The organism is Salmonella sp. GDC200615, assembly GCF_050574145.1.
Lineage (GTDB): Bacteria > Pseudomonadota > Gammaproteobacteria > Enterobacterales > Enterobacteriaceae > Salmonella > Salmonella enterica.
Genome location: NZ_CP192247.1, coordinates 2,157,796 through 2,183,721, shown reverse-complemented (window position 1 = coordinate 2,183,721; position 25,926 = coordinate 2,157,796). Strand labels below are relative to the sequence as shown.

General features: G+C 52.9%; 27 protein-coding genes and 2 pseudogenes. 21 read left to right on the top strand and 8 right to left on the bottom strand.

All coding sequences use genetic code 11. From position 1 onward, the window contains the following. Positions 1–156 precede the first annotated feature (156 nt). The 5 genes and pseudogenes from manA (at position 157) to add (ending at position 4,650) form a co-directional block, all read left to right on the top strand. Positions 157–1,332: a mannose-6-phosphate isomerase gene (gene manA / locus ACQ29O_RS10450; RefSeq protein WP_001170622.1), complete on the top strand. Its 1,176-nt coding sequence runs from the start codon at positions 157–159 to the stop codon at positions 1,330–1,332. A gap of 102 nt (positions 1,333–1,434) precedes the next feature. Continuing rightward, entirely contained in the window at positions 1,435–2,943 is a 1,509-nt protein-coding gene (locus tag ACQ29O_RS10445; protein ID WP_000753342.1) for a YdgA family protein, read from the top strand. A gap of 118 nt (positions 2,944–3,061) precedes the next feature. Beyond that, positions 3,062–3,282, top strand: a pseudogene (locus ACQ29O_RS10440) (glucose PTS transporter subunit EIIB); the annotation flags it as partial. Between the two features lie 9 nt (positions 3,283–3,291). After that, positions 3,292–3,423 (top strand): annotated as a pseudogene (locus tag ACQ29O_RS10435) (transcriptional regulator); the annotation flags it as partial. Positions 3,424–3,648: 225 nt separating this feature from the next. Then, positions 3,649–4,650: an adenosine deaminase gene (add, locus tag ACQ29O_RS10430; protein ID WP_000565571.1), complete on the top strand. Its 1,002-nt coding sequence runs from the start codon at positions 3,649–3,651 to the stop codon at positions 4,648–4,650. 74 nt (positions 4,651–4,724) lie between these two features. Here add and ACQ29O_RS10425 read toward each other — a convergent pair whose 3' ends face one another. Next, positions 4,725–5,765 (bottom strand): oxidoreductase, encoded by a 1,041-nt coding sequence (locus ACQ29O_RS10425; RefSeq protein WP_000998234.1) that lies wholly within the window; start codon positions 5,763–5,765, stop codon positions 4,725–4,727. A gap of 207 nt (positions 5,766–5,972) precedes the next feature. On the opposite strand from ACQ29O_RS10425, the gene blr reads away from it, so the two are divergent. From blr to gstA, 12 genes are all read left to right on the top strand, one after another. After that, positions 5,973–6,098 (top strand): division septum protein Blr, encoded by a 126-nt coding sequence (blr, locus tag ACQ29O_RS10420; RefSeq protein WP_001708800.1) that lies wholly within the window; start codon positions 5,973–5,975, stop codon positions 6,096–6,098. 297 nt (positions 6,099–6,395) lie between these two features. After that, positions 6,396–6,611, top strand: a complete 216-nt coding sequence (gene ydgT, locus ACQ29O_RS10415) for a transcription modulator YdgT (protein ID WP_000217946.1) — start codon at positions 6,396–6,398, stop codon at positions 6,609–6,611. 88 nt (positions 6,612–6,699) lie between these two features. Next, positions 6,700–7,140 carry a DUF2569 domain-containing protein gene (locus tag ACQ29O_RS10410; RefSeq protein WP_000214061.1) on the top strand — a complete coding sequence of 147 codons (441 nt, stop codon included), beginning with the start codon at positions 6,700–6,702 and terminating at the stop codon, positions 7,138–7,140. A 76-nt stretch (positions 7,141–7,216) separates the two neighbouring features. Then, on the top strand, positions 7,217–7,798 hold the full coding sequence (gene rsxA, locus ACQ29O_RS10405; RefSeq protein WP_000133179.1) for an electron transport complex subunit RsxA: 582 nt from the start codon (positions 7,217–7,219) through the stop codon (positions 7,796–7,798). Continuing rightward, positions 7,798–8,376, top strand: coding sequence for an electron transport complex subunit RsxB (rsxB, locus tag ACQ29O_RS10400; RefSeq protein WP_001092601.1), 579 nt, complete (start codon positions 7,798–7,800; stop codon positions 8,374–8,376). The genes rsxA and rsxB overlap by 1 nt, the downstream gene beginning before the upstream one ends. Then, entirely contained in the window at positions 8,369–10,390 is a 2,022-nt protein-coding gene (rsxC, locus tag ACQ29O_RS10395) for an electron transport complex subunit RsxC (protein ID WP_001746977.1), read from the top strand. The genes rsxB and rsxC overlap by 8 nt, the downstream gene beginning before the upstream one ends. Continuing rightward, positions 10,391–11,449: an electron transport complex subunit RsxD gene (gene rsxD / locus ACQ29O_RS10390; RefSeq protein WP_000231958.1), complete on the top strand. Its 1,059-nt coding sequence runs from the start codon at positions 10,391–10,393 to the stop codon at positions 11,447–11,449. A gap of 3 nt (positions 11,450–11,452) precedes the next feature. Continuing rightward, positions 11,453–12,073, top strand: coding sequence for an electron transport complex subunit RsxG (rsxG, locus tag ACQ29O_RS10385; RefSeq protein WP_000920822.1), 621 nt, complete (start codon positions 11,453–11,455; stop codon positions 12,071–12,073). A gap of 2 nt (positions 12,074–12,075) precedes the next feature. Beyond that, positions 12,076–12,768: an electron transport complex subunit E gene (locus tag ACQ29O_RS10380; RefSeq protein ID WP_001289628.1), complete on the top strand. Its 693-nt coding sequence runs from the start codon at positions 12,076–12,078 to the stop codon at positions 12,766–12,768. Then, positions 12,768–13,403 carry an endonuclease III gene (gene nth, locus ACQ29O_RS10375; RefSeq protein ID WP_001030318.1) on the top strand — a complete coding sequence of 212 codons (636 nt, stop codon included), beginning with the start codon at positions 12,768–12,770 and terminating at the stop codon, positions 13,401–13,403. Before ACQ29O_RS10380 ends, nth begins: the two co-directional genes overlap by 1 nt. Before the next feature lie 600 nt (positions 13,404–14,003). Continuing rightward, positions 14,004–15,509, top strand: a complete 1,506-nt coding sequence (gene dtpA, locus ACQ29O_RS10370; protein ID WP_000100915.1) for a dipeptide/tripeptide permease DtpA — start codon at positions 14,004–14,006, stop codon at positions 15,507–15,509. Between the two features lie 103 nt (positions 15,510–15,612). Beyond that, the gene (gstA, locus tag ACQ29O_RS10365; protein ID WP_020936966.1) at positions 15,613–16,194 is read left to right on the top strand and encodes a glutathione transferase GstA; all 582 of its coding nucleotides are present in this window, start codon (positions 15,613–15,615) and stop codon (positions 16,192–16,194) included. Positions 16,195–16,252: 58 nt separating this feature from the next. Here gstA and pdxY read toward each other — a convergent pair whose 3' ends face one another. The 5 genes from pdxY to anmK form a co-directional block, all read right to left on the bottom strand. Next, complete coding sequence (gene pdxY / locus ACQ29O_RS10360) at positions 16,253–17,113, bottom strand: pyridoxal kinase PdxY (RefSeq protein WP_020936965.1); 861 nt, start codon at positions 17,111–17,113, stop codon at positions 16,253–16,255. 59 nt (positions 17,114–17,172) lie between these two features. Further along, a complete protein-coding gene (gene tyrS / locus ACQ29O_RS10355) occupies positions 17,173–18,447 on the bottom strand; it encodes a tyrosine--tRNA ligase (RefSeq protein ID WP_000168621.1) in 1,275 nt (424 codons plus the stop codon). Positions 18,448–18,573: 126 nt separating this feature from the next. Continuing rightward, positions 18,574–19,230 carry a pyridoxamine 5'-phosphate oxidase gene (gene pdxH, locus ACQ29O_RS10350; protein WP_020936964.1) on the bottom strand — a complete coding sequence of 219 codons (657 nt, stop codon included), beginning with the start codon at positions 19,228–19,230 and terminating at the stop codon, positions 18,574–18,576. Positions 19,231–19,288: 58 nt separating this feature from the next. Then, the gene (mliC, locus tag ACQ29O_RS10345) at positions 19,289–19,618 is read right to left on the bottom strand and encodes a C-type lysozyme inhibitor (protein WP_001132086.1); all 330 of its coding nucleotides are present in this window, start codon (positions 19,616–19,618) and stop codon (positions 19,289–19,291) included. Positions 19,619–19,705: 87 nt separating this feature from the next. After that, positions 19,706–20,827: an anhydro-N-acetylmuramic acid kinase gene (gene anmK / locus ACQ29O_RS10340; RefSeq protein WP_000835028.1), complete on the bottom strand. Its 1,122-nt coding sequence runs from the start codon at positions 20,825–20,827 to the stop codon at positions 19,706–19,708. A 271-nt stretch (positions 20,828–21,098) separates the two neighbouring features. Here anmK and slyB point away from each other — a divergent pair, with 271 nt between their 5' ends. After that, complete coding sequence (slyB, locus tag ACQ29O_RS10335) at positions 21,099–21,566, top strand: outer membrane lipoprotein SlyB (protein ID WP_000597179.1); 468 nt, start codon at positions 21,099–21,101, stop codon at positions 21,564–21,566. A gap of 47 nt (positions 21,567–21,613) precedes the next feature. Here the strand turns inward: slyB and slyA are convergent, their stop codons facing one another. Beyond that, on the bottom strand, positions 21,614–22,054 hold the full coding sequence (gene slyA, locus ACQ29O_RS10330) for a transcriptional regulator SlyA (protein ID WP_000764577.1): 441 nt from the start codon (positions 22,052–22,054) through the stop codon (positions 21,614–21,616). 194 nt (positions 22,055–22,248) lie between these two features. Here slyA and ACQ29O_RS10325 point away from each other — a divergent pair, with 194 nt between their 5' ends. Genes ACQ29O_RS10325 through ACQ29O_RS10315 form a run of 3 tightly spaced genes read left to right on the top strand, consistent with a single transcriptional unit; the run spans position 22,249 to position 25,387 of the window. Beyond that, positions 22,249–22,485, top strand: coding sequence for a DUF1656 domain-containing protein (locus ACQ29O_RS10325; protein WP_000649755.1), 237 nt, complete (start codon positions 22,249–22,251; stop codon positions 22,483–22,485). Positions 22,486–22,487: 2 nt separating this feature from the next. Next, positions 22,488–23,348 (top strand): efflux RND transporter periplasmic adaptor subunit, encoded by an 861-nt coding sequence (locus ACQ29O_RS10320; protein ID WP_001746979.1) that lies wholly within the window; start codon positions 22,488–22,490, stop codon positions 23,346–23,348. After that, entirely contained in the window at positions 23,348–25,387 is a 2,040-nt protein-coding gene (locus tag ACQ29O_RS10315; RefSeq protein ID WP_253336047.1) for an FUSC family protein, read from the top strand. Before ACQ29O_RS10320 ends, ACQ29O_RS10315 begins: the two co-directional genes overlap by 1 nt. Here ACQ29O_RS10315 and sodC2 read toward each other — a convergent pair. Continuing rightward, positions 25,363–25,884, bottom strand: coding sequence for a superoxide dismutase [Cu-Zn] SodC2 (gene sodC2, locus ACQ29O_RS10310; RefSeq protein WP_000826825.1), 522 nt, complete (start codon positions 25,882–25,884; stop codon positions 25,363–25,365). The genes ACQ29O_RS10315 and sodC2 overlap by 25 nt on opposite strands. Positions 25,885–25,926 lie beyond the last annotated feature (42 nt).

The window sequence follows — 25,926 nt, the reverse complement described above, 5'->3', positions numbered from 1 at the left end:
TGTTCCATTGCCCGACTCAAAGCGAGTAACACTATCCTACACAATTTTTTAACAAAAACTGAGACAAGTACGACTTTTTACGCCCGGAGGTTACTTCATGCGGGTTTCTTGGTTTAATACCTCCCATTGATCTCCACATTGAAACAGGGCTTGATAATGCAAAAACTCATTAACTCAGTGCAAAACTATGCCTGGGGAAGTAAAACTGCGTTAACGGAACTTTATGGCATCGCCAATCCGCAGCAGCAGCCAATGGCTGAACTCTGGATGGGCGCGCATCCCAAAAGCAGCTCGCGAATCACCACCGCCAACGGCGAAACCGTCTCCCTGCGTGACGCCATCGAAAAGAATAAAACCGCCATGCTGGGCGAAGCGGTAGCCAACCGTTTCGGCGAACTGCCGTTTCTGTTTAAAGTACTGTGCGCCGCGCAGCCGCTCTCTATTCAAGTGCACCCGAATAAGCGCAATTCCGAAATCGGTTTCGCGAAAGAAAATGCGGCGGGTATCCCCATGGATGCCGCAGAGCGGAACTATAAAGATCCTAACCATAAACCAGAGCTGGTTTTTGCCCTGACGCCTTTCCTGGCGATGAACGCGTTCCGCGAATTTTCTGACATTGTCTCTTTACTGCAACCTGTCGCCGGCGCGCATTCCGCTATCGCCCACTTTTTGCAGGCGCCGAATGCTGAACGTCTGAGCCAGCTTTTCGCCAGCCTGTTGAATATGCAAGGCGAAGAAAAATCCCGCGCGTTAGCCGTACTCAAAGCGGCGCTTAACAGCCAGCAAGGCGAACCGTGGCAAACGATCCGCGTGATTTCAGAGTATTATCCTGACGACAGCGGGCTTTTCTCTCCTTTGTTGCTGAATGTGGTCAAACTGAATCCCGGCGAGGCGATGTTCCTGTTTGCCGAAACGCCTCATGCTTATCTGCAGGGCGTTGCGCTGGAAGTCATGGCGAACTCCGATAACGTTCTGCGCGCTGGCCTTACGCCAAAATATATCGACATCCCTGAGCTGGTCGCGAACGTGAAGTTCGAACCTAAACCTGCCGGCGAGTTGCTGACTGCCCCGGTGAAAAGCGGCGCGGAGCTGGACTTCCCAATTCCGGTTGACGATTTTGCTTTTTCACTGCACGACCTGGCGCTTCAGGAGACGAGCATCGGCCAACACAGCGCCGCGATTCTGTTCTGCGTTGAGGGTGAGGCGGTGTTACGTAAAGATGAACAGCGTCTGGTACTGAAGCCGGGTGAATCGGCCTTTATCGGCGCGGATGAGTCTCCGGTTAACGCCAGCGGCACAGGCCGTTTAGCGCGTGTTTATAACAAGCTGTAGCAACGTACTGAATTTTTTAACAACTCTTGCTAAGCTTATAACAGACGTAAAACTCCTCCAGGCGGTTTAATCCGCCTGGTTTCATTTTTATGGACAATTGATATGAAAAAAACACTGGTAGCTGCAGGTGTAGTGATTGCACTTGGCATCGTCTGGACAGGCGGCGCCTGGTATACGGGGAAAAAGCTGGAGAACCATCTTTCAGAAATGGTGACTCAGGCCAATGAACAGCTCAAGCGTACTGCGCCGGAGGCCGGTGTCGAATTAAGTTATCAAAACTACCAGCGTGGCGTGTTCAGTAGCCATCTGCAACTGGTTGTCAAACCGGTTGCCGGCGCAGACACTACCTGGTTGAAGCCCGGGCAAAGCATTGTGCTGGACGAGTCCGTTTCACATGGCCCCTTCCCGCTCGCCCAGCTCAAAACGCTCAATCTGATCCCTTCTATGGCGTCGGTAAAAACCACGCTGGTGAATAACGATGCGGCAAAACCCCTCTTTGATATCGCGAAAGGCGACACGCCCTTTGTTATCAATACCCGCATTGGTTATGGCGGCGATACCCGCTCCGATATCTCTCTCAAGCCGTTAAACTACGAGAATGCCGGTGAAAAGGTCGCCTTTAGCGGCGGCGAGTTCCAGCTTAACGCCGATAAAGACGGTAATGTGGTTTCGCTGTCGGGCGAAGCGCAGAGCGGCCTGGTCGATGCCGTTAACGAATATAACCAGAAGGTCCAACTCACCTTTAATAATTTGAAAACCGACGGTACCAGTAAACTGGCAAGCTTTGGCGAACGTGTGGGCGACCAAAAGTTAACGCTGGATAAACTGTCCATCGCCATTGAGGGTAAAGAGATGGCGGTGCTGGAAGGGATGGAAATTGCCGGCAAGTCCGATCTCGTCAACGACGGAAAAACCATTAACAGCCAGTTGGATTACTCGCTTAACAGCCTGAAAGTGCAGAATCAGGATTTGGGCAGCGGTAAATTAACGCTGAAAGTCGGTCAAATCGACGGCGAAGCCTGGCACCAGTTTAGTCAGCAATATCATGCACAAACGCAGGCGCTGCTGAATCAGCCGGACGTGGCGCAGAATCCTGAGCTTTATCAGCAAAAAGTCACTGAAGCGTTCTTTAGCGCTCTCCCCGTGCTGTTAAAAGGCGATCCGGTACTGACCCTGGCGCCGCTTAGCTGGAAAAACGCCAAAGGGGAAACCACGCTGAATCTGTCGCTGTTCCTCAAAGATCCGGCAACCACAACGGCACAACCGCAAACGCTGGCGCAGGAAGTCGACCGCTCCGTGAAATCGCTGGATGCGAAACTGGCAATTCCGATGGACATGGCGGTCGAGTTTATGACGCAGATAGCAAAGCTGGAAGGCTATCAGCAGGATGATGCGGAAAAACTGGCAAAACAGCAGGTGCAGGGGATGTCCGCAATGGGTCAGATGTTCCGACTGACAACGCTGAAGGATAATACTATCGCCTCCAGTTTGCAGTACGCCAATGGCCAGATCACGCTCAACGGACAAAAAATGCCGTTGGAAGACTTTGTCGGCCTGTTTGGGATGCCGGCGCTTTCCGTACCGGACGTTCCGGCGCTGCCTCAACAATAATCGCCTTGCCGGGTGTCGCGACGCTGCACCCGGTCTGCGCCGAACGACGCGCAGCCTCTACTTTTGCGTTACCAGGCGAGCGGCTATCGTTTGACTCCGCACATGGTGCTCGTCGTGAGCATTAGGCGGCACGGAAATCATCGTGAGTCTGGACAACTGCATCCCCCCCTACGCCTGTCAGTGAAAGATATGTCGTTTGTCGATGTCCAGGCATTGAAGGACAATCACGCGACAGGCATCGTACAGCTCAATCAGCATAATTTGCAGGTAATTATCGGCCCGCAGGTTCAGTCGGTAAAAGATGAAATGGTTGGCCTGATGAATACCGTTCAGGCATAAAGAAGGGATATGTTCGATTTTTCACAGGAAGTTGACCGACGCGGGACATGGTGTACGTAGTGGGATTATGTCGCCGATCGTTTTGGCGAAGCCGATCTGCTCCCCTTTACGATCTCGGATATGGATTTTGCCACCGCACCGTTCGCTGATACTGTCTACAAGCGGGGGGTTGACCCTTTATCCTAAGAGGCGATAACAGAGACGGCCCCCGTGAGCTGACTGGGGGCGCGTTAAAGAGAATGATACAAAATTTCTCCCGCGCTCTCGCGAAGTTGCAACGTAATGACTCCGTTTTTGCAAAATTTCCAGAGCATTATCAATCTGTAGTATAATGGTGCGCACTTTTATTAAAAATTGAGTGCGCCCATGATTGATATTACGCTTCCTTTGACTGACATCCACCGCCACCTTGATGGCAACATTCGCGCCCAAACAATTCTGGATCTTGGTCGGCAGTTCAACATCGCCCTTCCCGCCCAAACGCTGGAAACGCTGATTCCGCATGTCCAGGTCACCTCAACCGAACCCGATTTAGTGAGCTTTCTCACGAAGCTCGATTGGGGGGTAAAAGTCCTGGCATCGCTTGACGCCTGCCGCCGTGTGGCCTTTGAAAATATTGAAGATGCCGCACGTAACGGCCTGCATTACGTCGAGCTTCGCTTTTCGCCCGGCTATATGGCGATGGCGCATCAGTTACCGATAGCAGGCGTGGTTGAAGCCGTTATCGACGGCGTACGCGACGGCTGTAACACGTTTGGCGTCGAGGCGCGACTCATTGGCATTATGAGCCGTACCTTCGGCGAGGCGGCATGTTTACAGGAGCTTGATGCGCTGCTGGCGCACAGAGAGAACATCACCGCGCTGGATTTAGCCGGTGATGAGCTGGGCTTTCCCGGCAGTCTGTTTTTGTCGCACTTTAATCGGGCGCGCGATGCGGGCTGGCATATTACCGTTCACGCTGGCGAAGCCGCAGGGCCGGAAAGTATCTGGCAGGCGATTCGCGAACTGGGGGCCGAGCGTATCGGACATGGCGTAAAAGCTGTCGAAGATCGCGCGTTAATGGATTTTCTTGTACAACAGCGTATCGGTATTGAATCCTGTCTGACCTCGAATATTCAGACCAGTACCGTCGCATCGCTGGCAGATCATCCGCTCAAAACCTTCCTTGAGCATGGCGTTCTCGCCAGTCTTAATACGGACGATCCGGCTGTTCAGGGCGTAGATATTATCCATGAATATCACGTTGCCGCGCCAGCGGCAGGATTGAGCCGCGAACAGATTCGCCAGGCGCAGATTAACGGTCTGGAAATCGCCTTTTTGAGCGATGGCGAAAAACGTGCGCTGCGCGAAAAAGTGGCCGCGGCGTAAGATTGCTTTATTGATGCTAACGCCCTCTCTCCGCCTGCGATTTAATGCTATCCCAGGCGGAGAAATGCGACATCTCAGGCAAGACACAGCGTCGCGCGATGTTTTGCCGATTCCATGCCCAGTTCAATCAACTCCATAATTTGAATCGCCTGGCTTGCCGGCACGGGATTTTCACCGTTACCGTTTAACACATCGCGGATGGCGGCATAATATGCCGGGTAGCTACCCGGCAACGTAAGCCAGTTCTCTTCTTTGCGCGTCTCTCCCTCAACCAGGGTCAATACGCCGTCACGCATGTCGTATCCCCAGTCTTCCTGCGGTAAACGCTCGCCGTTTTTTAACCGTTCTTCCTGGGGATCGAGGCCATATTTAACATAGCTACCGCGCGAACCATGAACGATGTATCGCGCGGATTCCGCCGCGGCCAGCATCGTACCGTGCAAAATCACGCGGCGCTGGGGGTAGGATAAAATCGCGTGGAAATAATCTGTAGATTGCGCGCCCGGACGCAGTTGCGCTAAATCCACCGTCATGCTGACCGGCAGGCCAAAAAGCTGAATGGCCTGATCCAACAAGTGCGGCGCCAGATCGTACCAGATACCACTTCCCGGCCCGCCTTGCTCGCGCCAGCGGTCGCGCACCTGGGGACGGAAGCGATCAAAGTGGGATTCAAACAAGGACACCTCGCCGAGCACGCCATCCGCCAGCAAGGCTTTCAGCGTCAAAAAATCGCTGTCCCAGCGTCGGTTGTGGAAGACGGAAAGTACCCGGCCAGTGCTCTGCGCAAGCGCATCCAATTCTCGCGCCTGTGACAGTGTCACGGTAAAGGGTTTATCAACCACCACATGTTTACCGGCTTCCAGCGCAGCTTTCGCCAGCGGGAAATGGGTATCGTTGGGCGTCGGGATCACGATAAGGTCGATATGCGGATCGTTAAATAAATGTCGGGGCTCAGAGACCACGGAAACCGCCGGCCAATCTGCTTTCACTTTTGTTTCATCGCTGCTGGATACCGCCGCAAGCTCTAGCCCTAGCGTTCCCATAATTAAGGGCGCATGAAAGGTTTTACTGGCGTAGCCATAACCGATTAACCCAACGCGGATTTTGTCATTCATCTCACTGCCTCCGGTTTTAGATATCGCTATTCCACACCATCGTGCGATTAGCCGCAATAGCGTCCTGACCATCAACGTAGCATCAAATGATTAACTTGTTACAGAACAGAGGCTGAAAACGTTTCCCTCCCTCTTGCCGACCGTTCGCCAGGAAAGTAACATTTACCCCCTGTGTTTATGGATAAATCAAAGCAAATGTCGTCAATAATGAATCGTCTTATTGAATTAACTGGGTGGATAGTTCTCGTTATCTCAGTCATTCTTTTAGGTATTGCCAACCATATTGACAATTACCAACCACCAGAGCCCACGGCTTCCGTTCAGAAGAAGTAAGCGTCAGATAATGTAAAGGCATTTTCGCGTGGCACGGTAAGCGGCGCCCCGGGGGGGCAAAGAAAAGTCAAAAACCGGCAAAAAAAACGAAAGTATGTCCTATCTGGTCTGACGTTTATTGCCTGTTGTAGGAAAGCGCGTTAACCTTTCGCCCTAGGCGCCATGTGGCGCCTGACTCTTTACCGGTAAGAATATTCCCTTTTTACCTGCACCCCTGACCTCTCACTGGTGCGGTTTTGTTTATTTTTTATCAGTGACTACTCCGTTGGCATTATATTTAATATGGATCAACTTTATATGACTGTTCAGGATTATCTATTAAAATTCCGCAAAATTAGTTCGCTCGAAAGTCTGGAAAAACTGTTCGACCACCTTAACTATACCCTTACTGATGACATGGACATTGTTAATATGTATCGCGCTGCAGATCACCGCCGTGCCGAACTGGTTTCCGGAGGACGCCTGTTTGATGTAGGTCAGGTTCCGCAATCCGTCTGGCGCTATGTGCAATAAAGAAAGTAGCGTTTAACATCAAAAACCTTATAATATTTGCCCCAAAATGAGCGGCATGACCGTTAATGCGCGTAACCCCGGAGAAGATATGACTACAACACCGCCACAACGAATTGGAGGCTGGCTTCTTGGCCCGTTAGCCTGGCTGTTAGTCGCGTTGTTGAGCGCCTCGCTGGCGTTATTACTCTACGTTATGGCGCTTGCCACACCGCAAACGTTCAAGACGCTTAGCGGACAGGAAACCGGTAATTTACTGCTATGGGGCATTTCATTTATTACCGCTATCGCCATGTGGTACTATACCCTGTGGTTGACGATCGCATTCTTCAAGCGCAGACGCTGCGTGCCGAAGCATTACATTATCTGGCTGCTGGTGTCGGTGTTACTGGCGGTTAAAGCATTTGCCTTTTCGCCCGTCTCAGATGCCTTTGCAGTGCGTCAGTTACTCTTCCCACTGTTGGCGACGGCGCTCATTGTGCCTTATCTCAAACGTTCAGCGCGCGTTAAAACAACGTTTGTTAATCCGTAATAACCCTACAGTTAACCTGTTGTCGCCTGTGGTAGTTTGACAGATAATAGGCGGCTTTTTTATTTCAGGCCGAAACATGACTGATTACCTGCTGCTCTTTGTCGGAACTGTACTGGTCAATAACTTTGTACTGGTCAAATTCCTGGGCCTTTGTCCCTTTATGGGCGTATCCAAAAAACTGGAAACCGCCATGGGGATGGGCCTCGCGACGACCTTTGTCATGACGCTGGCGTCGATATGCGCCTGGCTTATCGACACCTGGATACTTATTCCGCTGGATCTGATTTATCTGCGGACGCTGGCCTTTATCCTCGTCATTGCTGTGGTCGTGCAATTTACCGAAATGGTTGTACGGAAAACCAGCCCGGCGTTATACCGCTTGTTAGGCATCTTCTTACCACTGATTACCACTAACTGTGCGGTTCTGGGCGTAGCGTTACTGAATATTAATCTCGGTCATCACTTTCTTCAGTCGGCGCTGTACGGATTTTCCGCCGCCGTCGGTTTTTCATTAGTGATGGTTCTGTTTGCCGCCATCCGCGAACGCCTTGCCGTGGCGGATGTGCCCGCCCCTTTTCGTGGTAACGCGATAGCATTGATTACCGCAGGATTAATGTCTTTGGCCTTTATGGGCTTTAGTGGTTTGGTGAAGTTGTAATGAATACTATCTGGATTGCCGTTGGCGCCCTGACCCTTCTGGGCCTGGTGTTCGGCGCCATTCTGGGTTATGCCTCCCGCCGATTCGCGGTTGAAGATGATCCGGTTGTTGAAAAAATCGATGCGATTTTGCCGCAGAGCCAGTGTGGTCAGTGCGGCTATCCCGGCTGTCGCCCCTACGCTGAAGCCGTGGGTCTCCAGGGCGAGAAAATCAATCGTTGCGCGCCCGGCGGCGAAGCCGTCATGCTGAAAATGGCAGAGCTGCTAAACGTAGAGCCGCAGCCATGCGATGGCGAAGAACAGCAGGCCGCGCCAGTACGTATGCTGGCAGTTATTGATGAAAATAACTGCATTGGCTGCACAAAATGTATTCAGTCCTGCCCGGTTGACGCCATTGTTGGCGCAACGCGCGCCATGCACACGGTCATGAGCGATCTCTGTACTGGCTGTAATCTGTGCGTCGATCCGTGTCCGACGCACTGCATCGAATTACGTCCGGTGAATGAGACGCCCGACAGTTGGAAATGGGATTTGAACACCATTCCCGTTCGCATCATTCCCGTGGAACAACATGCTTAAACTATTTTCCGCTTTCAGAAAAGATAAAATCTGGGATTTCGACGGTGGTATTCATCCGCCCGAAATGAAGACCCAGTCAAACGGCACGCCGCTGCGTCAGGTGCCTTTAGCGCCGCGCTTCGTTATCCCCTTAAAACAGCACATTGGCGCTGAGGGCGAGTTGTGCGTTAGCGTCGGCGATCGCGTGCTGCGCGGCCAGGCGCTGACCCGTGGACGTGGGAGAATGCTGCCGGTACACGCGCCCACCTCCGGGACGGTTATCGCTATTGCCCCCCACTCGACGGCACATCCTTCGGCGCTGGCGGAGTTAAGCGTCATCATTGATGCCGACGGCGAGGACCGCTGGATTGAACGCGAGGGCTGGTCTGATTACCGCGCCCACAGCCGTGAAGCGCTCATTGAACGCATTCATCAGTATGGCGTTGCCGGGCTTGGCGGCGCAGGGTTTCCCACCGGCGTTAAATTGCAGGGCGGCGGCGATAAAATCACCACGCTTATTATCAATGCCGCAGAGTGCGAACCTTACATTACGGCGGACGATCGTCTGATGCAGGACTGCGCCGCGCAGATTGTGGAAGGTATTCGCATCCTGGCGCATATTCTGCAACCGCGTGAGGTATTAATCGGCATTGAAGATAACAAACCGCAGGCTATTTCCATGCTGCGCGCCGTACTGGCTGACGCTCACGACATTTCGTTACGTGTGATCCCAACCAAATACCCTTCCGGCGGCGCAAAACAACTCACCCAAATACTGACGGGAAAACAGGTTCCCCACGGCGGGCGCTCCTCTGATATTGGCGTGCTGATGCAAAACGTCGGTACGGCTTATGCCGTTAAACGCGCCGTGGTTGACGGCGAACCGATCACAGAACGCGTCGTCACCTTAACGGGTGAAGCGGTAAGCCGTCCGGGTAACGTCTGGGCGCGGCTCGGCACTCCCGTTCGTCATTTGCTTAACGATGCCGGATTCTGCCCTTCTGCTGACCAGATGGTCATCATGGGCGGCCCGTTGATGGGATTCACCCTTCCCTGGCTTGACGTACCGGTCGTAAAAATCACCAACTGCCTGCTGGCGCCATCCGTGACTGAAATGGGAGCGCCTCAGGAAGAGAAAAGCTGTATTCGTTGCAGCGCTTGCGCTGACGCTTGCCCTGCCGACCTTTTACCGCAGCAGCTTTATTGGTTCAGCAAAGGGCAGCAGCATGACAAGGCTACCGCTCACCATATTGCTGATTGTATAGAATGCGGCGCCTGCGCCTGGGTCTGCCCCAGTAATATTCCGCTCGTCCAATATTTCCGTCAGGAAAAAGCGGAGATTAATGCGATCAGGCTTGAAGAAAAACGCGCCGCCGAAGCCAAAGCGCGTTTTGAGGCTCGTCAGGCAAGACTGGAGCGCGAAAAAGCCGCCCGCCTTGCACGTCATAAGAGCGCAGCGGTACAACCAGCGGCAAAAGATCAGGATGCCATTGCCGCTGCGCTGGCGCGGGTAAAAGAGAAACAGGCGCAGGCCACGCAACCGGTGGTTATTCAGGCGGGTAGTCTGCCAGACAATAGCGCCGTCATCGCGGCCCGTGAAGCGCGTAAAGCGCAAGCGCGCGCTAAACAAGCCGCTCATCCGGTGGCTGACAGCGCGATATCCGGCGGCGACCCGCGTAAAGCCGCAGTGGAGGCGGCCATCGCCCGCGCCAAAGCCCGCAAACAGGAGCAGCAGGCCGGAAGCGAACCTGCCGAACCGGTCGACCCGCGCAAAGCCGCGGTGGAAGCGGCTATCGCCCGCGCCAAAGCCCGCAAGCAGGAGCAGCAGGCCGGAGGCGAACCTGCCGAACCGGTCGATCCGCGTAAAGCCGCGGTGGAAGCGGCCATCGCCCGCGCCAAAGCCCGTAAGCAGGAGCAGCAGGCCGGAAGCGAACCTGCCGAACCGGCCGACCCGCGTAAAGCCGCGGTTGCTGCGGCTATCGCCCGCGTTCAGGCAAAAAAAGCAGCACAGCAGCAGGTTGTTAACGAGGATTAAATGGTATTCAGAATCGCAAGCTCGCCTTATACCCATAACCAGCGCCAGACATCGCGAATCATGTTGCTGGTAGTAATCGCCGCTCTGCCGGGGATTGCCGCGCAGACGTGGTTTTTTGGTTGGGGAACGCTTTTCCAGATCGTTCTGGCTGCTATCACGGCGCTCGTCGCAGAAGCCATTGTCCTCAGGCTGCGCAAACAATCGGTCGCCAGTCACCTGCAGGATTATTCCGCGTTATTGACGGGGCTTTTGCTGGCGGTCAGCATCCCTCCGCTTGCGCCCTGGTGGATGGTCGTGCTGGGAACCGGATTCGCCATTATTATCGCTAAACAGTTATATGGCGGGCTGGGACAAAACCCCTTTAATCCGGCAATGATCGGTTACGTGGTGCTATTAATTTCCTTTCCGGTACAAATGACAAGCTGGTTGCCGGCTTATGAAATAGCCGCAACAACGCCCGATATGCTGGACACGTTACGGATGATTTTTAGCGGGCATACCGCCAGCGGCGGCGATATGACGCTGCTACGTATCGGTATTGACGGTATCAGCCAGGCGACGCCGCTGGATACGTTTAAAACGTCCTTGCGCGCCGGACATTCCGTTGAGCAAATTATGCAGTACCCGATATACAGCGGCGCGCTGGCCGGCGTGGGCTGGCAGTGGGTTAACCTCGCCTGGCTTGTCGGCGGCGTATTCCTGCTGTGGCAAAAAGCTATCCGCTGGCATATCCCGGTCAGTTTTCTGCTGACGCTGGCGCTATGCGCCGCGTTAGGTTGGCTTTTCTCGCCCGCTACGCTGGCCTCGCCGCAGCTTCATCTGCTGTCAGGCGCCACCATGCTGGGTGCATTTTTTATCTTAACGGATCCGGTTACCGCCTCCACGACCAACCATGGACGTTTAATTTTCGGCGCGCTGGCTGGGGTATTAGTGTGGCTGATTCGTAGCTTCGGCGGCTATCCGGACGGCGTTGCTTTTGCTGTCCTGTTGGCGAATATCACGGTTCCTCTGATCGACTACTACACGCGCCCCCGCGTCTATGGACATCGCAAAGGATAAACCATGCTGAAAACGATTCGTAAACACGGTATTACGCTGGCGCTTTTTGCCGCAGGCTCTACGGGATTGACCGCGGTGATTAATCAGATGACAAAATCAACCATCCACGAACAAGCGCTGCAACAACAACATGCCCTGTTCGATCAGGTATTGCCGCCAGATCGTTACAATAATAATCTGCAAGAGAGTTGTTATCTGGTCGATGCGCCCGCCCTCGGCAAAGGCACACACCGTGTTTTTATCGCTCGCAAGGATGATAAACCCGTAGCGGCCATCATTGAGGCCACCGCGCCAGATGGCTATTCCGGCGCTATCCAGCTTATTGTTGGCGCAGATTTCAACGGTACCGTCCTGGGGACGCGTGTGACGGAACATCATGAGACGCCAGGGTTAGGTGATAAAATTGAGCGCCGTTTGTCTGACTGGATTACCCACTTTAGCGGTAAAACCATCAGCGGTGAAAATGATACGCACTGGGCGGTGAAAAAAGATGGCGGTGATTTTGATCAATTTACCGGGGCGACAATAACGCCGCGTGCCGTAGTGAATGCGGTTAAACGCGCCGGGCTGTACGCCGAATCACTGCCCGCTCAGCTCCCCCATTTAACCGCCTGTGGAGAATAGCCATGAGCGAAATAAAAGACATTGTTGTTCAGGGGTTATGGAAAAATAACTCTGCTCTGGTGCAGCTACTTGGCCTGTGCCCTTTACTGGCAGTGACGTCTACGGCAACCAACGCTCTGGGGCTGGGTCTGGCCACAACGCTGGTATTAACGCTGACCAACCTTACGGTGTCCGCACTACGTCGCTGGACGCCGGCAGAAATCCGTATCCCGATTTACGTTATGATCATTGCCTCGGTGGTAAGCGCAGTACAGATGCTGATCAATGCGTATGCGTTCGGTTTGTATCAGTCTTTAGGGATTTTTATTCCGCTGATTGTAACGAACTGCATTGTTGTTGGTCGCGCCGAAGCGTTTGCCGCGAAAAAAGGACCGTGGCTTTCCGCGTTGGACGGTTTTTCTATCGGCATGGGCGCGACAGGCGCGATGTTCGTGCTGGGTTCGCTGCGCGAGATCCTCGGGAATGGTACGCTTTTCGATGGCGCGGATAGCCTGCTGGGAGGCTGGGCAAAAGTATTACGGGTCGAGATATTTCACACCGACTCGCCTTTCCTGCTGGCGATGCTGCCGCCAGGCGCGTTTATCGGCCTGGGGCTCATGCTGGCGGTAAAATATCTTATTGATGAAAAAATGAAGAAACGCCGCGCCGAAACCGCGCCTTCCGCTGTTCCGGCAGGTGAAACAGGGAAAGTCTGATGAACAAAGCAAAAAGGCTGGAAATTCTGACGCGCCTGCGCGACAACAATCCGCACCCCACAACGGAACTCAATTTCACGTCGCCGTTTGAGTTGCTGATTGCCGTGTTGCTTTCCGCGCAGGCAACCGACGTCAGCGTGAACAAGGCTACCGCCAAACTTTACCCGGTCGCCAATACGCCAGCCGCGATGCTGGAACTGGGCGTAGAAGGCGTGAAATCCTATATCAAAACCATCGGTTTATTTAACAGTAAAGCGGAAAACGTGATTAAGACCTGCCGTATTTTACTGGACAAGCATAATGGCGAAGTGCCGGAGGATCGGGCGGCGCTGGAAGCGCTTCCCGGCGTGGGGCGAAAAACCGCTAACGTAGTACTAAATACCGCCTTCGGCTGGCCGACCATCGCCGTTGATACGCATATATTTCGTGTATGCAACCGAACACAGTTCGCGCCGGGTAAAAATGTCGAACAGGTAGAAGAGAAGTTGCTGAAAGTGGTGCCGAATGAGTTCAAAGTGGACTGCCATCACTGGTTAATTTTGCATGGCCGCTATACCTGTATCGCCCGAAAACCCCGCTGCGGCTCCTGCCTCATTGAAGACCTTTGCGAATACAAAGAAAAAGTCGATATTTGATATGGTCGGAGTGCGTCCGTCACACCAGCGCGCTCCCACCTTCGGCCTGGATCTATTTTAGCCATCAATCATTCCAGTCTCTGTCCTTTTTCTGATGTAATGTGCTTTCGTTTTCCCTCCACGTCAGGTTAATCATTTTTTAATCGCAAAAATTTCTATCTATCCGTGATCAGGATCACTTTGATAACTTCATGTGAAATTTAATGACATCTAAGGTTACATTTACAACCGGATAGACTGACGCCCCGTTTTCACTACAAAACATTACTCTGCCATTTTTTCAGATAATGGCCTATATCACTGCTTTTTACCTTAAATAGCAGAAGATATCGCCTTTCACCCAAACTAATGGCCTTTTTGCAGTGTAAAAATCTGCCACTCTTCAAATGAAGAAATTTAACGCTGGATAACATTTCTGACATCGGACGATTCAACCAGAAGAGTTATATGTAACAGATTATTACAAAGCTCTTGTCTGGAGAGGAAAGATAGTGAACATTACCTGCCGTTTCCCCTCCAATATAACAATCGGACGGATGAGTCTGACTCATCACGCGCCAGACAATCCCTGTTAATACGGGGCGTAAAAAAGAGGTAAAAGTGTCTACTGCAAACAAAAAACCAACTGAAAGCGTCAGTTTGAACGCTTTCAAACAACCGAAGGCGTTCTATCTCATCTTCTCGATAGAGTTATGGGAGCGTTTTGGTTATTACGGCCTGCAAGGCATTATGGCCGTCTACCTGGTAAAACAACTGGGTATGTCAGAAGCGGATTCCATCACCCTTTTCTCTTCCTTCAGTGCGCTGGTGTACGGCCTGGTCGCCATTGGCGGTTGGTTAGGTGATAAAATTCTGGGCACCAAACGCGTTATTATGTTGGGTGCCGTGGTGCTGGCTATCGGTTATGCGCTGGTCGCATGGTCTGGTCATGACGCTGGCATCGTCTATATGGGCATGGTGGCTATCGCTGTGGGTAACGGTCTGTTTAAAGCTAACCCGTCCTCCCTGCTGTCTACCTGCTACGCGAAGGATGATCCGCGTCTCGACGGCGCATTTACGATGTATTATATGTCCGTCAACATCGGCTCCTTCTTCTCTATGCTGGCGACGCCGTGGCTGGCGGCGCGTTATGGCTGGAGCACCGCGTTTGCGCTTAGCGTCGTCGGTATGCTGATAACCGTCGTTAACTTTGCTTTCTGCCAGCGCTGGGTGAAAAGCTACGGTTCCAAACCCGACTTTGAACCGATCAACTTCCGTAATCTGCTGCTGACAATCGTGGGTATTGTCGTTCTGATTGCGGTCGCCACCTGGCTGCTGCACAACCAGGATATCGCGCGTATGGTGCTGGGCGTAATCGCTCTTGGCATCGTCATTATCTTCGGTAAAGAAGCGTTTTCCATGCACGGCGCGGCTCGCCGTAAAATGATCGTCGCCTTTATTTTGATGCTGCAGGCGATTATCTTCTTCGTACTGTACAGCCAGATGCCGACGTCGCTGAACTTCTTTGCCATTCGTAACGTCGAGCACTCTATTCTCGGTATCGCGTTCGAACCGGAACAGTATCAGGCGCTGAACCCATTCTGGATCATTATCGGCAGCCCGATTCTGGCCGCTATCTATAACAGGATGGGCGATACGCTGCCGATGCCGATGAAATTCGCCATTGGTATGGTGCTGTGTTCCGGCGCGTTCCTGATTCTGCCGCTGGGCGCCAAATTTGCGAACGATGCCGGCATCGTATCCGTAAACTGGCTGATCGCAAGCTACGGCCTGCAAAGTATCGGTGAGCTGATGATCTCCGGTCTGGGACTGGCAATGGTCGCACAGTTGGTTCCGCAGCGTCTGATGGGTTTCATCATGGGTAGCTGGTTCCTGACAACGGCAGGCGCTAACATCATCGGCGGTTATGTCGCCAACCTGATGGCTGTGCCGAGCGACGTGACTGACCCACTGATGTCCCTGGAAGTCTATGGTCGCGTATTTATGCAGATTGGCATAGCAACCGCCGTTATCGCCGTCCTGATGCTGCTGACAGCGCCTAAGCTGAACCGTATGACCCAGGACGATGATACCGCTGAAAAAGGCTCTAAAGCCGCTACAGTTTAATTTTCCGGGAAACAACATTCAGGCCGCTAACTGTGCGTTAGCGGCTTTTTTTTGCTCGTCCCCGCACTACCATACTTTAAACCCCAGCAAAAAGGAGTTACCGATGAAACTGTTCTACAAACCGGGTGCCTGCTCTCTTGCTTCCCACATTACCCTGCGCGAAATTGGCAAAGACTTTACGCTTGATGGCGTCGATCTCGCAAAAAAACGCCTGGAAAACGGTGATGATTACCTGGCAGTCAACCCTAAAGGACAGGTTCCGGCTCTGCTGCTGGATGACGGCACACTGTTGACTGAAGGCGTCGCCATTATGCAGTACCTCGCCGACAGCGTTCCCGACCGCCAGCTTCTGGCGCCGGTACTGGAATGGCTCAACTATATTGCAACGGAACTGCATAAAGGCTTTACCCCGCTGTTCCGCCCTGACACGCCGGAAACTCTTAAACCCGCCGTTCGCGCCGCTCTGGAAAAGAAATTTCAGTATGTGGATGAATCGCTTTCAGACGACCAGTGGATTTGCGGCCAGCGTTTTACCATCGCAGACGCTTATCTGTTTACCGTATTGCGTTGGGCCTATGGCGTAAAACTGAATATGGACGGGTTAACGCATATTGAAAGTTATATGCAGCGTGTCGCAAAAAGACCGACCGTTGCGGCAGCGCTTAAAGCGGAAGGACTGAATTAATGTCATGTTGCCGGATAGCTCGCTGTACCGCCATCCGGCCTCTTTTTAGCAGCAATAATTACAGCCGCGTTGCGCTGAAGTAATGTTCAGGGTTAGCGATCCTGTCCTGGGCCGCCACGACCTGCAGTTCGTACTCCTGCATCGTTTTGGTGGCGATCATAATCTCATAGACTGCCGCCGTAACGTGCTCCAGCGCCTGCTGCAACGTCGCGCCCTGCAAAAGTTTGACCAGCAATAAACCACTGTTGACATCGCCAACGCCAACCGGCTGACGTGAACCGAAATCCACCAGCGGACGGCTAATATGCCAGGCTTCCTGCGCTGTCACCAGCAGCATTTCAAAGCGTTCTGAACTGTAACCGGCGCGGGCGAGATGTTTTACCAGTACAATTTCTGGCCCCTGAGCAATCAGTTCTCGCGCCGCCTGCACGGCGTCATTCACATTATTCACGCTATGTTTGCTGAGAATTTCCAGTTCAGTCAGGTTAGGCGCGATAATATCGCTGGCGGGTAGCGCATAACGCACATGGAACTCTGCGACGCCAGGCGCCACGATACAACCCTTTTCCGGATGCCCCATCACGGGATCGCAGAAATATTTTGCCTGCGGATTTGCTGCTTTAACCTGGCGCACAATACCGAGAATGTGTTCTCCCTGCTCGGCAGATCCCAGGTAACCGCTAAGTACGGCGTCGCAGTGCGCTAACTGGCCAATGTCCGCAATCCCCTGGACAATCTCAGTCAGATGGCTGGGCGGCATGACACAGCCGGTCCATTTACCATATTGCGTGTGGTTAGAAAACTGAACGGTATTCAGCGGCCAAACATTCGCGCCAAGACGGCGCATGGGAAATTCGGCGGCGCTGTTGCCCGCATGTCCGAAAACAACATGGGACTGGATAGCGAGGATATTCTTCATTTTTTTACCTGAACATCAAAAATAAGGGAGTGATTTCTCACTCCCTGTTACTTAATGCCTTATTTCCAGCAAATCAGACAATAGTTCTTTTTGCCGCGACGTAATAAGGTATAGCGGCCAAACAGACGGTCCTCATCGTTAAAGATGTATTCAGGATCGGATTGTTTTTCACCATTGATAGTGACAGCGTTGGAGGCGATAGTCTTACGCGCCTGACCACGTGACGGCTGGAGTTCGGCGTCTACCAGCGCCTGCATCAGGTCGGCGCCTTTTTCCATTTCAACCATCGGTACGCCGTCCTGCGCCAACTGCTCAAAGTCAGCTTCGCTCAGCGCGCTCAGTGAACCGCTGAACAGGCATTCAGTGATCCGTTTCGCCGCGACCAGCCCCTCTTCACCATGAACCAGGCACGTCACCTGCTCGGCCAGTACATACTGCGCGCGCGGCGCTTTACCGCTGTTTTTATCTTCTTCTTCCAGGGCATTGATCTCCTCAATGTCCATAAAAGTGAAGAATTTCAGGAAGCGATAAACATCGGCATCTGCGGTGTTAATCCAGAACTGGTAGAATTTGTACGGACTGGTTTTCTTCGGATCCAGCCAGACAGCGCCGCCTTCGGTTTTACCGAATTTCGTGCCGTCAGCTTTGGTGATCAGCGGAACGGTCAAACCAAATACCTGATTCTGGTGCAGGCGACGGGTCAGGTCGATACCGGAAGTGATGTTCCCCCACTGGTCAGAACCGCCAATCTGTAAGGCAACGCCGTGCAGTTTATTCAGACAAGCGAAGTCGTACCCCTGTAGCAGGTTATAAGAGAACTCCGTGAAAGAGATACCCTGATCGTCACGGTTCAGACGCTGCTTCACCGCTTCTTTGTTGATCATCTGATTAACGGAAAAATGTTTACCGATATCGCGCAGGAAAGTCAGCACATTCATGCTGCCGAACCAGTCATAGTTATTGGCCGCGATGGCGGAGTTTTCGCCGCAATCAAAGTCCAGGAATGGGGCAACCTGTTTACGAATTTTCGCCACCCACTCCTGAACGGTCTCTTCAGTGTTCAGTTTACGCTCGGCGGCTTTAAAGCTCGGGTCGCCAATCAGACCGGTCGCGCCACCTACCAGCGCAACAGGTTTGTGCCCTGCCTGCTGGAAGCGTTTCAGGCATAACAATGGAACCAGATGCCCCAAATGCAAGCTGTCAGCGGTAGGATCGAAGCCGCAATAGAGCGCGATCGGGCCTTGCGCCAGTCGCTCTGCCAACGCGTCTTCGTCCGTCACCTGGGCTACCAGTCCCCGCTCTTGCAATTGTTTAATCAAGTTACTGCTTGCCATCAAAATCTCCATGTATAAAACGACTGCACCTTTGCCGGTACACGACTTTTCGCCAGACGCGAAAGAGACATAGCATAAAACGGCGGATTCATCCGCACCAGTGCTTAAAACAAGATTTTTGCATCTTTAGGGCGCAAGACGGTCGATTTTCCATGCGCCGTCGTCGCGTTGGTATAAAAAGCGATCGTGCAGACGATGTTCGCCGCCCTGCCAGAACTCCATCTGTTCGATACTCACGCGAAAACCACCCCAAAAGCTGGGTAACGGCACTTCGCCCCGTTGAAACTTCTGCTTGAGCTCCAGGAATTTGCTTTCGAGGATACCGCGCGCGGAAATGCGGCTGGATTGTTTAGAAACCCATGCGCCGATCTGGCTGTCGCGCGGACGGCTGTGGAAATACCTCACCACCTCAAGTGTGGAGAGACGCTCGGCTTTGCCTGTCACCATCACCTGGCGTTCAAGCATATGCCAGGGAAATAACAGGCTGATACGCGGATTGTGCTCAATTTGATGCGCCTTGCGGCTTCCCAGGTTGGTATAAAAGACCAGGCCTTTTTCATCATAATGCTTGAGCAATACAATACGCTGGTACGGTTGCCCCTTGTCATCTACGGTCGCCACGACCATTGCCGTCGGATCGGCCAGTCTGGCGTCGCACGCTTGCCCAAGCCAGCGCTCAAATAAGGTTAACGGTTCAGCGGGTAAATCGCGGCGACGCAAGCCGCCTTTCGTGTATTCACGGCGCAGATGCGCGATCTGCTGCAATTGGTCGTTATCAGACATGGCGTTGATCAGAAATAATCAGTGGGTGGCGCTATTGTGCGCCCCCATACTGAAAATCTCAACGCTTCGGATTTTGTAACTGACAGTTATTAAGCACAATTCTGTCTCGTTTATAGACCGTGGCGCTCTCGCCTTGCGACCAGAAAACATAAATCCCGTCGGTATAACGCGCGCCCGAGGCCGAGATTCCTTGCTTCAGGGTCAGCAGCTTATTGTCATAAACAAAACTGACCTCTTCACGCGGGTTATTGACTTTAACGGTAAGCGGCTTCTCATCACACTGGTATTCCAGCGTATCCGTTTGCATACGTTCAACAAATTGTTGATAAACGCTACAGCCGGTCAGCAGCACAGGTAAACACATTATTGCGATCTTTTTCATAGGCATATCCCGAAAGCTCTCCTGCTTCTGGAAGGGCAAACGCCCCTTCCTGACCTTGCTAGTTTACCGATATAGGGTCCGGGAAAAATTAAGTTAACTCTGAGTTATTGGGTTAGCCGGGTAAATAGCGCCTAAAACACTGGCTTCTGTAGCCCCCGTCACGGAAGGTAAATTTCCCGGCAGGCCCGCGAGCGTTCGCCAGGCAAGCCATGCAAAGGCCAGCGCTTCCATATCATCGCCGCTGATCCCCGCCTTATCGGTGGTCGAAACCTCGATACCGGGCAACAGCGCCGCCAGACGGGCCATCACTAACGGATTCCGGCTTCCGCCGCCACAGACCATCAGCCGCTCGCAGCCGCCATTGAGCAGCACCTGTTGGGCGATGGAGACCGCCGTCAGCTCCGCCAGCGTGGCCTGTACATCGCGCGCGTCTGCGCCAGGGAAAGCCGTAAGATGACGCTCTAACCAGCCATAGTTGAAATATTCGCGTCCTGTACTTTTGGGCGCCGACGCAGCAAAGTACGGATCGCGCAACATCTTTTGCAGCAATGGAAGAATAACCTGACCTTCTTTCGCCCATGCCGCGTCTTTGTCGTAGGGCTGCGCGCATTGTCGCCAAATCCACGCATCCATCAACATATTACCCGGCCCCGTGTCGTACCCGCGCACCGCCTGTCCGGGGAAAAGCAGAGATAAATTGGCGATGCCGCCGATATTCAGGACCATACGTTTTTCCGTCGGATGTCCCAACAGCGCGTGATGGAAAGCAGGCACCAACGGCGCGCCTTGTCCGCCCAGCGCAATATCCCGCCGCCGAAAATCGCCGACCACTGTAATCCCCGTATGGGCGACGATGTGATTATTATCGCCAATTTGCAGCGTATGCGGGGCCTCGCCGGTCGGTTCATGCCAGACCGTTTGCCCATGACAACCAATGGCGACGATATCCCGCGGCTGCAAACGTTGTCGCGCTAACAGCGCATTAACCGCCTGTGCAAAAAGCCGGCCTAACTGGGTATCCAGCTGGCCGAGTTGCGAGAGCGTAAGCGGCTGTCCCTGGCAAATATCGAGAATGCCTTTTTTCAGATGAACGGGAATAGGCCAGGTGAGACTTGCCTGTTGCGCAACCATAGTTTCATCAATTGCCGCCAGTACAACATCCACGCCATCAAGGCTGGTTCCGGACATAACGCCAATAAAACGGCCCGATTTCATACCTCTTCCTTTTAAGCTGGGTTAAGCCTTAACACTCGGCATAACGTATTTTGTAATGCTATGCCCACGTCACGTTTTTTGCCGTGTCGTCCACGGATATCAATGACCTATCTTTTCTTGCTTCCGACTTCGTTTAAGATTGGTTAATTAACTTCTGATTATGATTTTTACATTCTTTCAGCAGAAGATATGACCTTAACTGCATAAATGCCATATAATTTAGCTATAGGGATGCTGACATAGCGTTTCGTGAAGAACAGGAGATGGGTAAATGATTAAACGTGTACTGGCCGTTTCACTGATGGGGTTATCCTTAGCTGGGTGTGTTAACAATGATAGCCTTTCGGGTGATGTTTATACCGCATCCGAGGCTAAACAAGTTCAGAATGTAACGTACGGTACTATCGTTAACGTTCGTCCGGTTCAAATTCAGGGCGGTGATGATTCTAACGTGATTGGCGCTATCGGCGGCGCGGTGTTGGGCGGATTCCTCGGCAACACTATCGGCGGCGGTACGGGTCGTTCACTGGCGACCGCGGCAGGCGCGGTGGCTGGCGGCGTAGCGGGCCAGGGCGTCCAGAGCGCAATGAATAAAACCCAGGGTGTGGAACTGGAAATTCGTAAAGACGATGGCAACACCATTATGGTTGTGCAGAAACAAGGAAATACGCGTTTCTCGGCAGGTCAGCGTGTCGTGCTGGCCAGCAACGGCAGCCAGGTTACCGTCTCTCCACGCTAAACCAGGCTTTACGTGTGGTCACATGGCCACACGTATGCCCCTGCACCTCAATCGTGAGAGTGCAATTCCATAATATTGTGTTCAAGTTTGGCGATAAGTTTAATCAGAAGCTCAATCTCCTCTGAAGAAATCCCAGCCAAAATTTCACCGCGCGTTTTATGAATGACCGCTTCCATCTCAGCGATCAGCGGCTCCGCTTTCTCGGTCAGTTTAATGCGCTTAGCGCGACGATCGCTGGCGCAGGTTTGCCGCGAAATTAGCCCCTTATCTTCAAGTTGATCCAACGTGCGCACCAGCGATGGCTGCTCAATGCCTATCGCTTTAGCCAATTGAATCTGCGACTGGTCAGGCGGCAATTGATGAATATTGTGCAACGTGACCCAATGTGTCTGCGTCAATTCCAGAGGCTTGAGGCGATGGTCAATCAGAGCACGCCAAATGCGCACCAACCGTGCCAGATAAGAACCTAGTGGCGATTCCAATTTCATCTCCTTATAATTAGCTTGCTAAGTTATTATGCTGATTTTAGAATAGTGTGCAGTATTTGTATTCTCAAAACAAATGTATTGCTAAATTTGCTTACCAATAGACATTTTTTCAGACATAGTGCGCACCTGGCACCTGTAGCTTCAGTTTTGGCTAAAACTAAAGCATCGATGTCTGACGCAAAGGAACATTGCTTGTGAAGTGTATACTCAACGCCACAGGATTGCCCTTACAAGATCTCATGTTGGGAGCATCTGTTTACTTTCCGCCATTCTTTAAAGCCTTTGCGCTTGGGTTCGTTATCTGGTTGTTTATTCACCGACTCCTGCGTGACCGGATATACTCTGATGAAATCTGGCATCCCCTGTTAATGGATCTCTCCCTCTTTACGCTTTGCGTATGTCTGGGCCTCGTTTTACTGATCGCGTGGTAAATATGTCGTTAAAAACAATAAAATATTTTTCTACTCTCATTGTCGCCGTCGTCGCCGTTCTGGCCGCATGGTGGTTATGGAATTACTATATGCAGTCACCGTGGACGCGCGATGGTAAAATCCGCGCGGAACAGGTCAGCGTAACGCCGCAGGTTTCTGGCAGCATTACCCAACTCAATATCAAAGATAATCAGTTCGTCAACGCCGGGGACGTTCTTTTTGTCATTGATAAAACGCCCTTCCATATTGCAGAACTTAACGCGCAGGCGCAGTTGGCCAAAGCGCAGTCCGATCTGGCAAAAGCGAATAATGAAGCCGATCGACGTCGACATTTATCGCGTAACTACATCTCTGCTGAAGATCTGGATAGCGCCAATCTGAATGTTAAAGCGATGCAGGCCAGCGTAGATGTCGCACTGGCGACGTTAAAACAGGCGCAGTGGCAGCTTAGCCAGACGGAAGTAAAAGCGTCGGTATCCGGCTGGGTGACCAACCTTTCCACGCGTACCGGTGATTATGCCAGTACCGGTAAGCCACTTTTCGCCCTAGTAGATAGCCATTCATTTTATGTAATGGGATATTTCGAAGAAACCAAACTACGCCATATCCGCGAAGGTGAGCCTGCATTAATAACACTGTATAGTGGCAATGTTAAGTTACAGGGTCACGTTGGCAGTATCGGGCGCGCTATTTACGACCAAAGCGTGGAAAGTGACTCCGGTTTAGTGCCCGATATTAAACCCAACGTACCGTGGGTACGTCTGGCGCAACGCGTACCGGTACGTATCGAATTTGACGCTTTGCCGCAGGATATCACGCTCGTCTCCGGCACTACCTGCAGCGTAGCCATTGGGCAGCGGTAATGAAACTCTCCCTGCCAGCCCTGCGAAATACGCCCTGGTTTAAAGCGACCTCCGGCCAGTGGCGTTACGCGTTGCGCAATACCATTGCCATGTGTCTCGCGCTGACATTCGCTTATTATCTCAATCTGGATGAGCCCTACTGGGCGATGACTTCGGCCGCAGTGGTGAGCTTTCCGACCGTAGGCGGCGTAATCAGTAAAAGTCTGGGGCGTATTGCCGGGAGTTTACTCGGCGCGACCGCCGCGTTGATTATTGCCGGCCATACGCTGAATGAACCCTGGTTGTTCTTATTTAGCATGGCCGCCTGGATCGGTTTTTGTACCTGGGCCTGCGCGCATTTTACCAATAATGCCGCTTATGCTTTCCAGTTGTCCGGCTACACGGCGGCGATCATCGCGTTCCCGATGGTTAATATTGTAGAAATCACGCAGTTGTGGGATATCGCCCAGGCACGTGTATGTGAAGTTATCGTCGGCATCCTCTGTGGCGGCATGATGATGATGATCCTACCCAGCACATCGGATGGTACCGCCCTGCTCACCGCGTTGAAAAACATGCATGCGCGCTTGCTGGAACATGCCAGTCTACTGTGGCAGCCGGAGACTACCGACGCTATCCGCTCCGCGCATGAGGGGGTCATTGGGCAAATCCTGACCATGAACCTGCTGCGTATTCAGGCCTTCTGGAGTCACTACCGTTTTCGCCGCCAGAATGCATTGCTAAATGCATTGTTACACCAGCAATTACGGCTAACCAGCGTGATCTCCAGTCTGCGTAGAATGCTTTTAAATTGGCCGACGCCGCCGGAAAACAGCCGCGAAGTCATTGAACAACTCTTAGCTGAGTTGGCAAAACCGTGCGCGGACAGCTACACCGTGGCGCGGATTATTGCGCCGCTACGCCCTCAGGATGAACAGGATTATCGTCACCTCGCGTTCTGGCAGCGATTACGCTATTTTTGCCAGCTATATCTGCGCAGCAGCCGTCAGTTATATCTGATCGAAAGCGGCGCGCCGGTAGATCAAATCCATATCCGCCGCACTCCCGGCCTTGCGCGGCATACGGATAACGCAGAGGCCATCTGGAGCGGCGTGCGTACCTTTTGCACGCTCACGGTAATTGGCGCCTGGAGTATTGGCGCGCAATGGGAATCCGGGCCCGGCGCATTAACCCTGGCGGCGATCAGTTGCGTCCTCTACTCCATCGTCGCCACGCCGTTTAAGTCGCTTTCCTTATTGATGCGTACTTTAGTGCTGCTGTCCTTATTCAGCTTCGTGGTGAAATTTGGCCTGATGGTGCAAATCACCGATCTGTGGCAATTCTTGCTTTTCCTTTTTCCGCTGTTCGTCACGATGCAACTGCTTAAACTGCAGATGCCTAAGCTGGCGGGACTGTGGGGGCAGCTTATCGTTTTTATGGGCTCATTCATCGCCGTGACCAATCCACCGGTGTACGACTTCGCCGACTTCCTTAACGATAATACCGCCAAGATCGTCGGCGTCGCGATTTCCTGGCTGGCGTTTGCGATTTTGCGCCCCGGTTCCGATGCCGTAAAAAGCCGCCGCCATATCCGCGCGCTACGCCGCGATTTCGTCGATCAGCTTAGCCGTCACCCTTCCCATAACGAAAGCGAGTTTGAATCGCTGACCTATCATCACGTCAGTCAGCTCAGCAATAGCCAGGATGCGCTGGCGCGCCGGTGGTTATTACGTTGGGGAGTGGTACTGCTGAACTGCTCGCATGTGGTGTGGCAGCTGCGCGCCTGGGAGTCGCGTTCCGATCCGCTTTCCCGGGTGCGGGATATTTGTATATCCCTGCTGCGCGATGTGATGAGCGAGCGCGGCGTACAGCAACGCCCGCTTGCCGTTACGCTACAGGAACTACAGCGTATCTGCGACACGCTCGCACATCATCATCAACCCGCCGCGCATGAACTGGCGGCGATTATCTGGCGTTTACACTGTTCGCTGTCGCAGCTGGAACAGGCTCCAGCGCAGGGAACACTGTCTCCGGGTTATTTAATGACGCCGCAGGCGTAACGCGTTCCGCCGCCGCCGAGCGGTTTCGGCTGATCGGACATGTTATCGCCGCCCACATGGATCATGAGCGCTTTATCTTTCACTTCATCAAGAGACTTCAGACGCGGCGCAGTAACCGGTTCGGTGGCGATACCATCATTATTAACGACTAACACCGGGAGGTCGCCCAGATGCCCCTGGCCTTCCGGTCCTTCATGCTTGCCGGTATTTTGTGGGTCCAGATGACCACCAGCGGCTTCTGCGGCAACCGCTTGGCCGTCTTTAATCGCTGGCTGGCAGCTACCGTTGGCATGAATGTGAAAACCATGCTCGCCCGGCGGCAACGCTTTAAGGTGTGGGGTAAATTTTAAGCCGCCTTCGGTTTCATCGATGACGACGGTGCCGATAGACTGTCCTACGCCTTGCGCCGTCACCAGATTCATCTCTACTTTCTCGCTGGCAGCCTGCGCACCCGCACAGGCCAGCAGCGTCACCATCGCTAAACTTAATCGCTTCATAAAACCTCCGTTACATGTGGTCGCCTGTTAAGTGTAAACCAC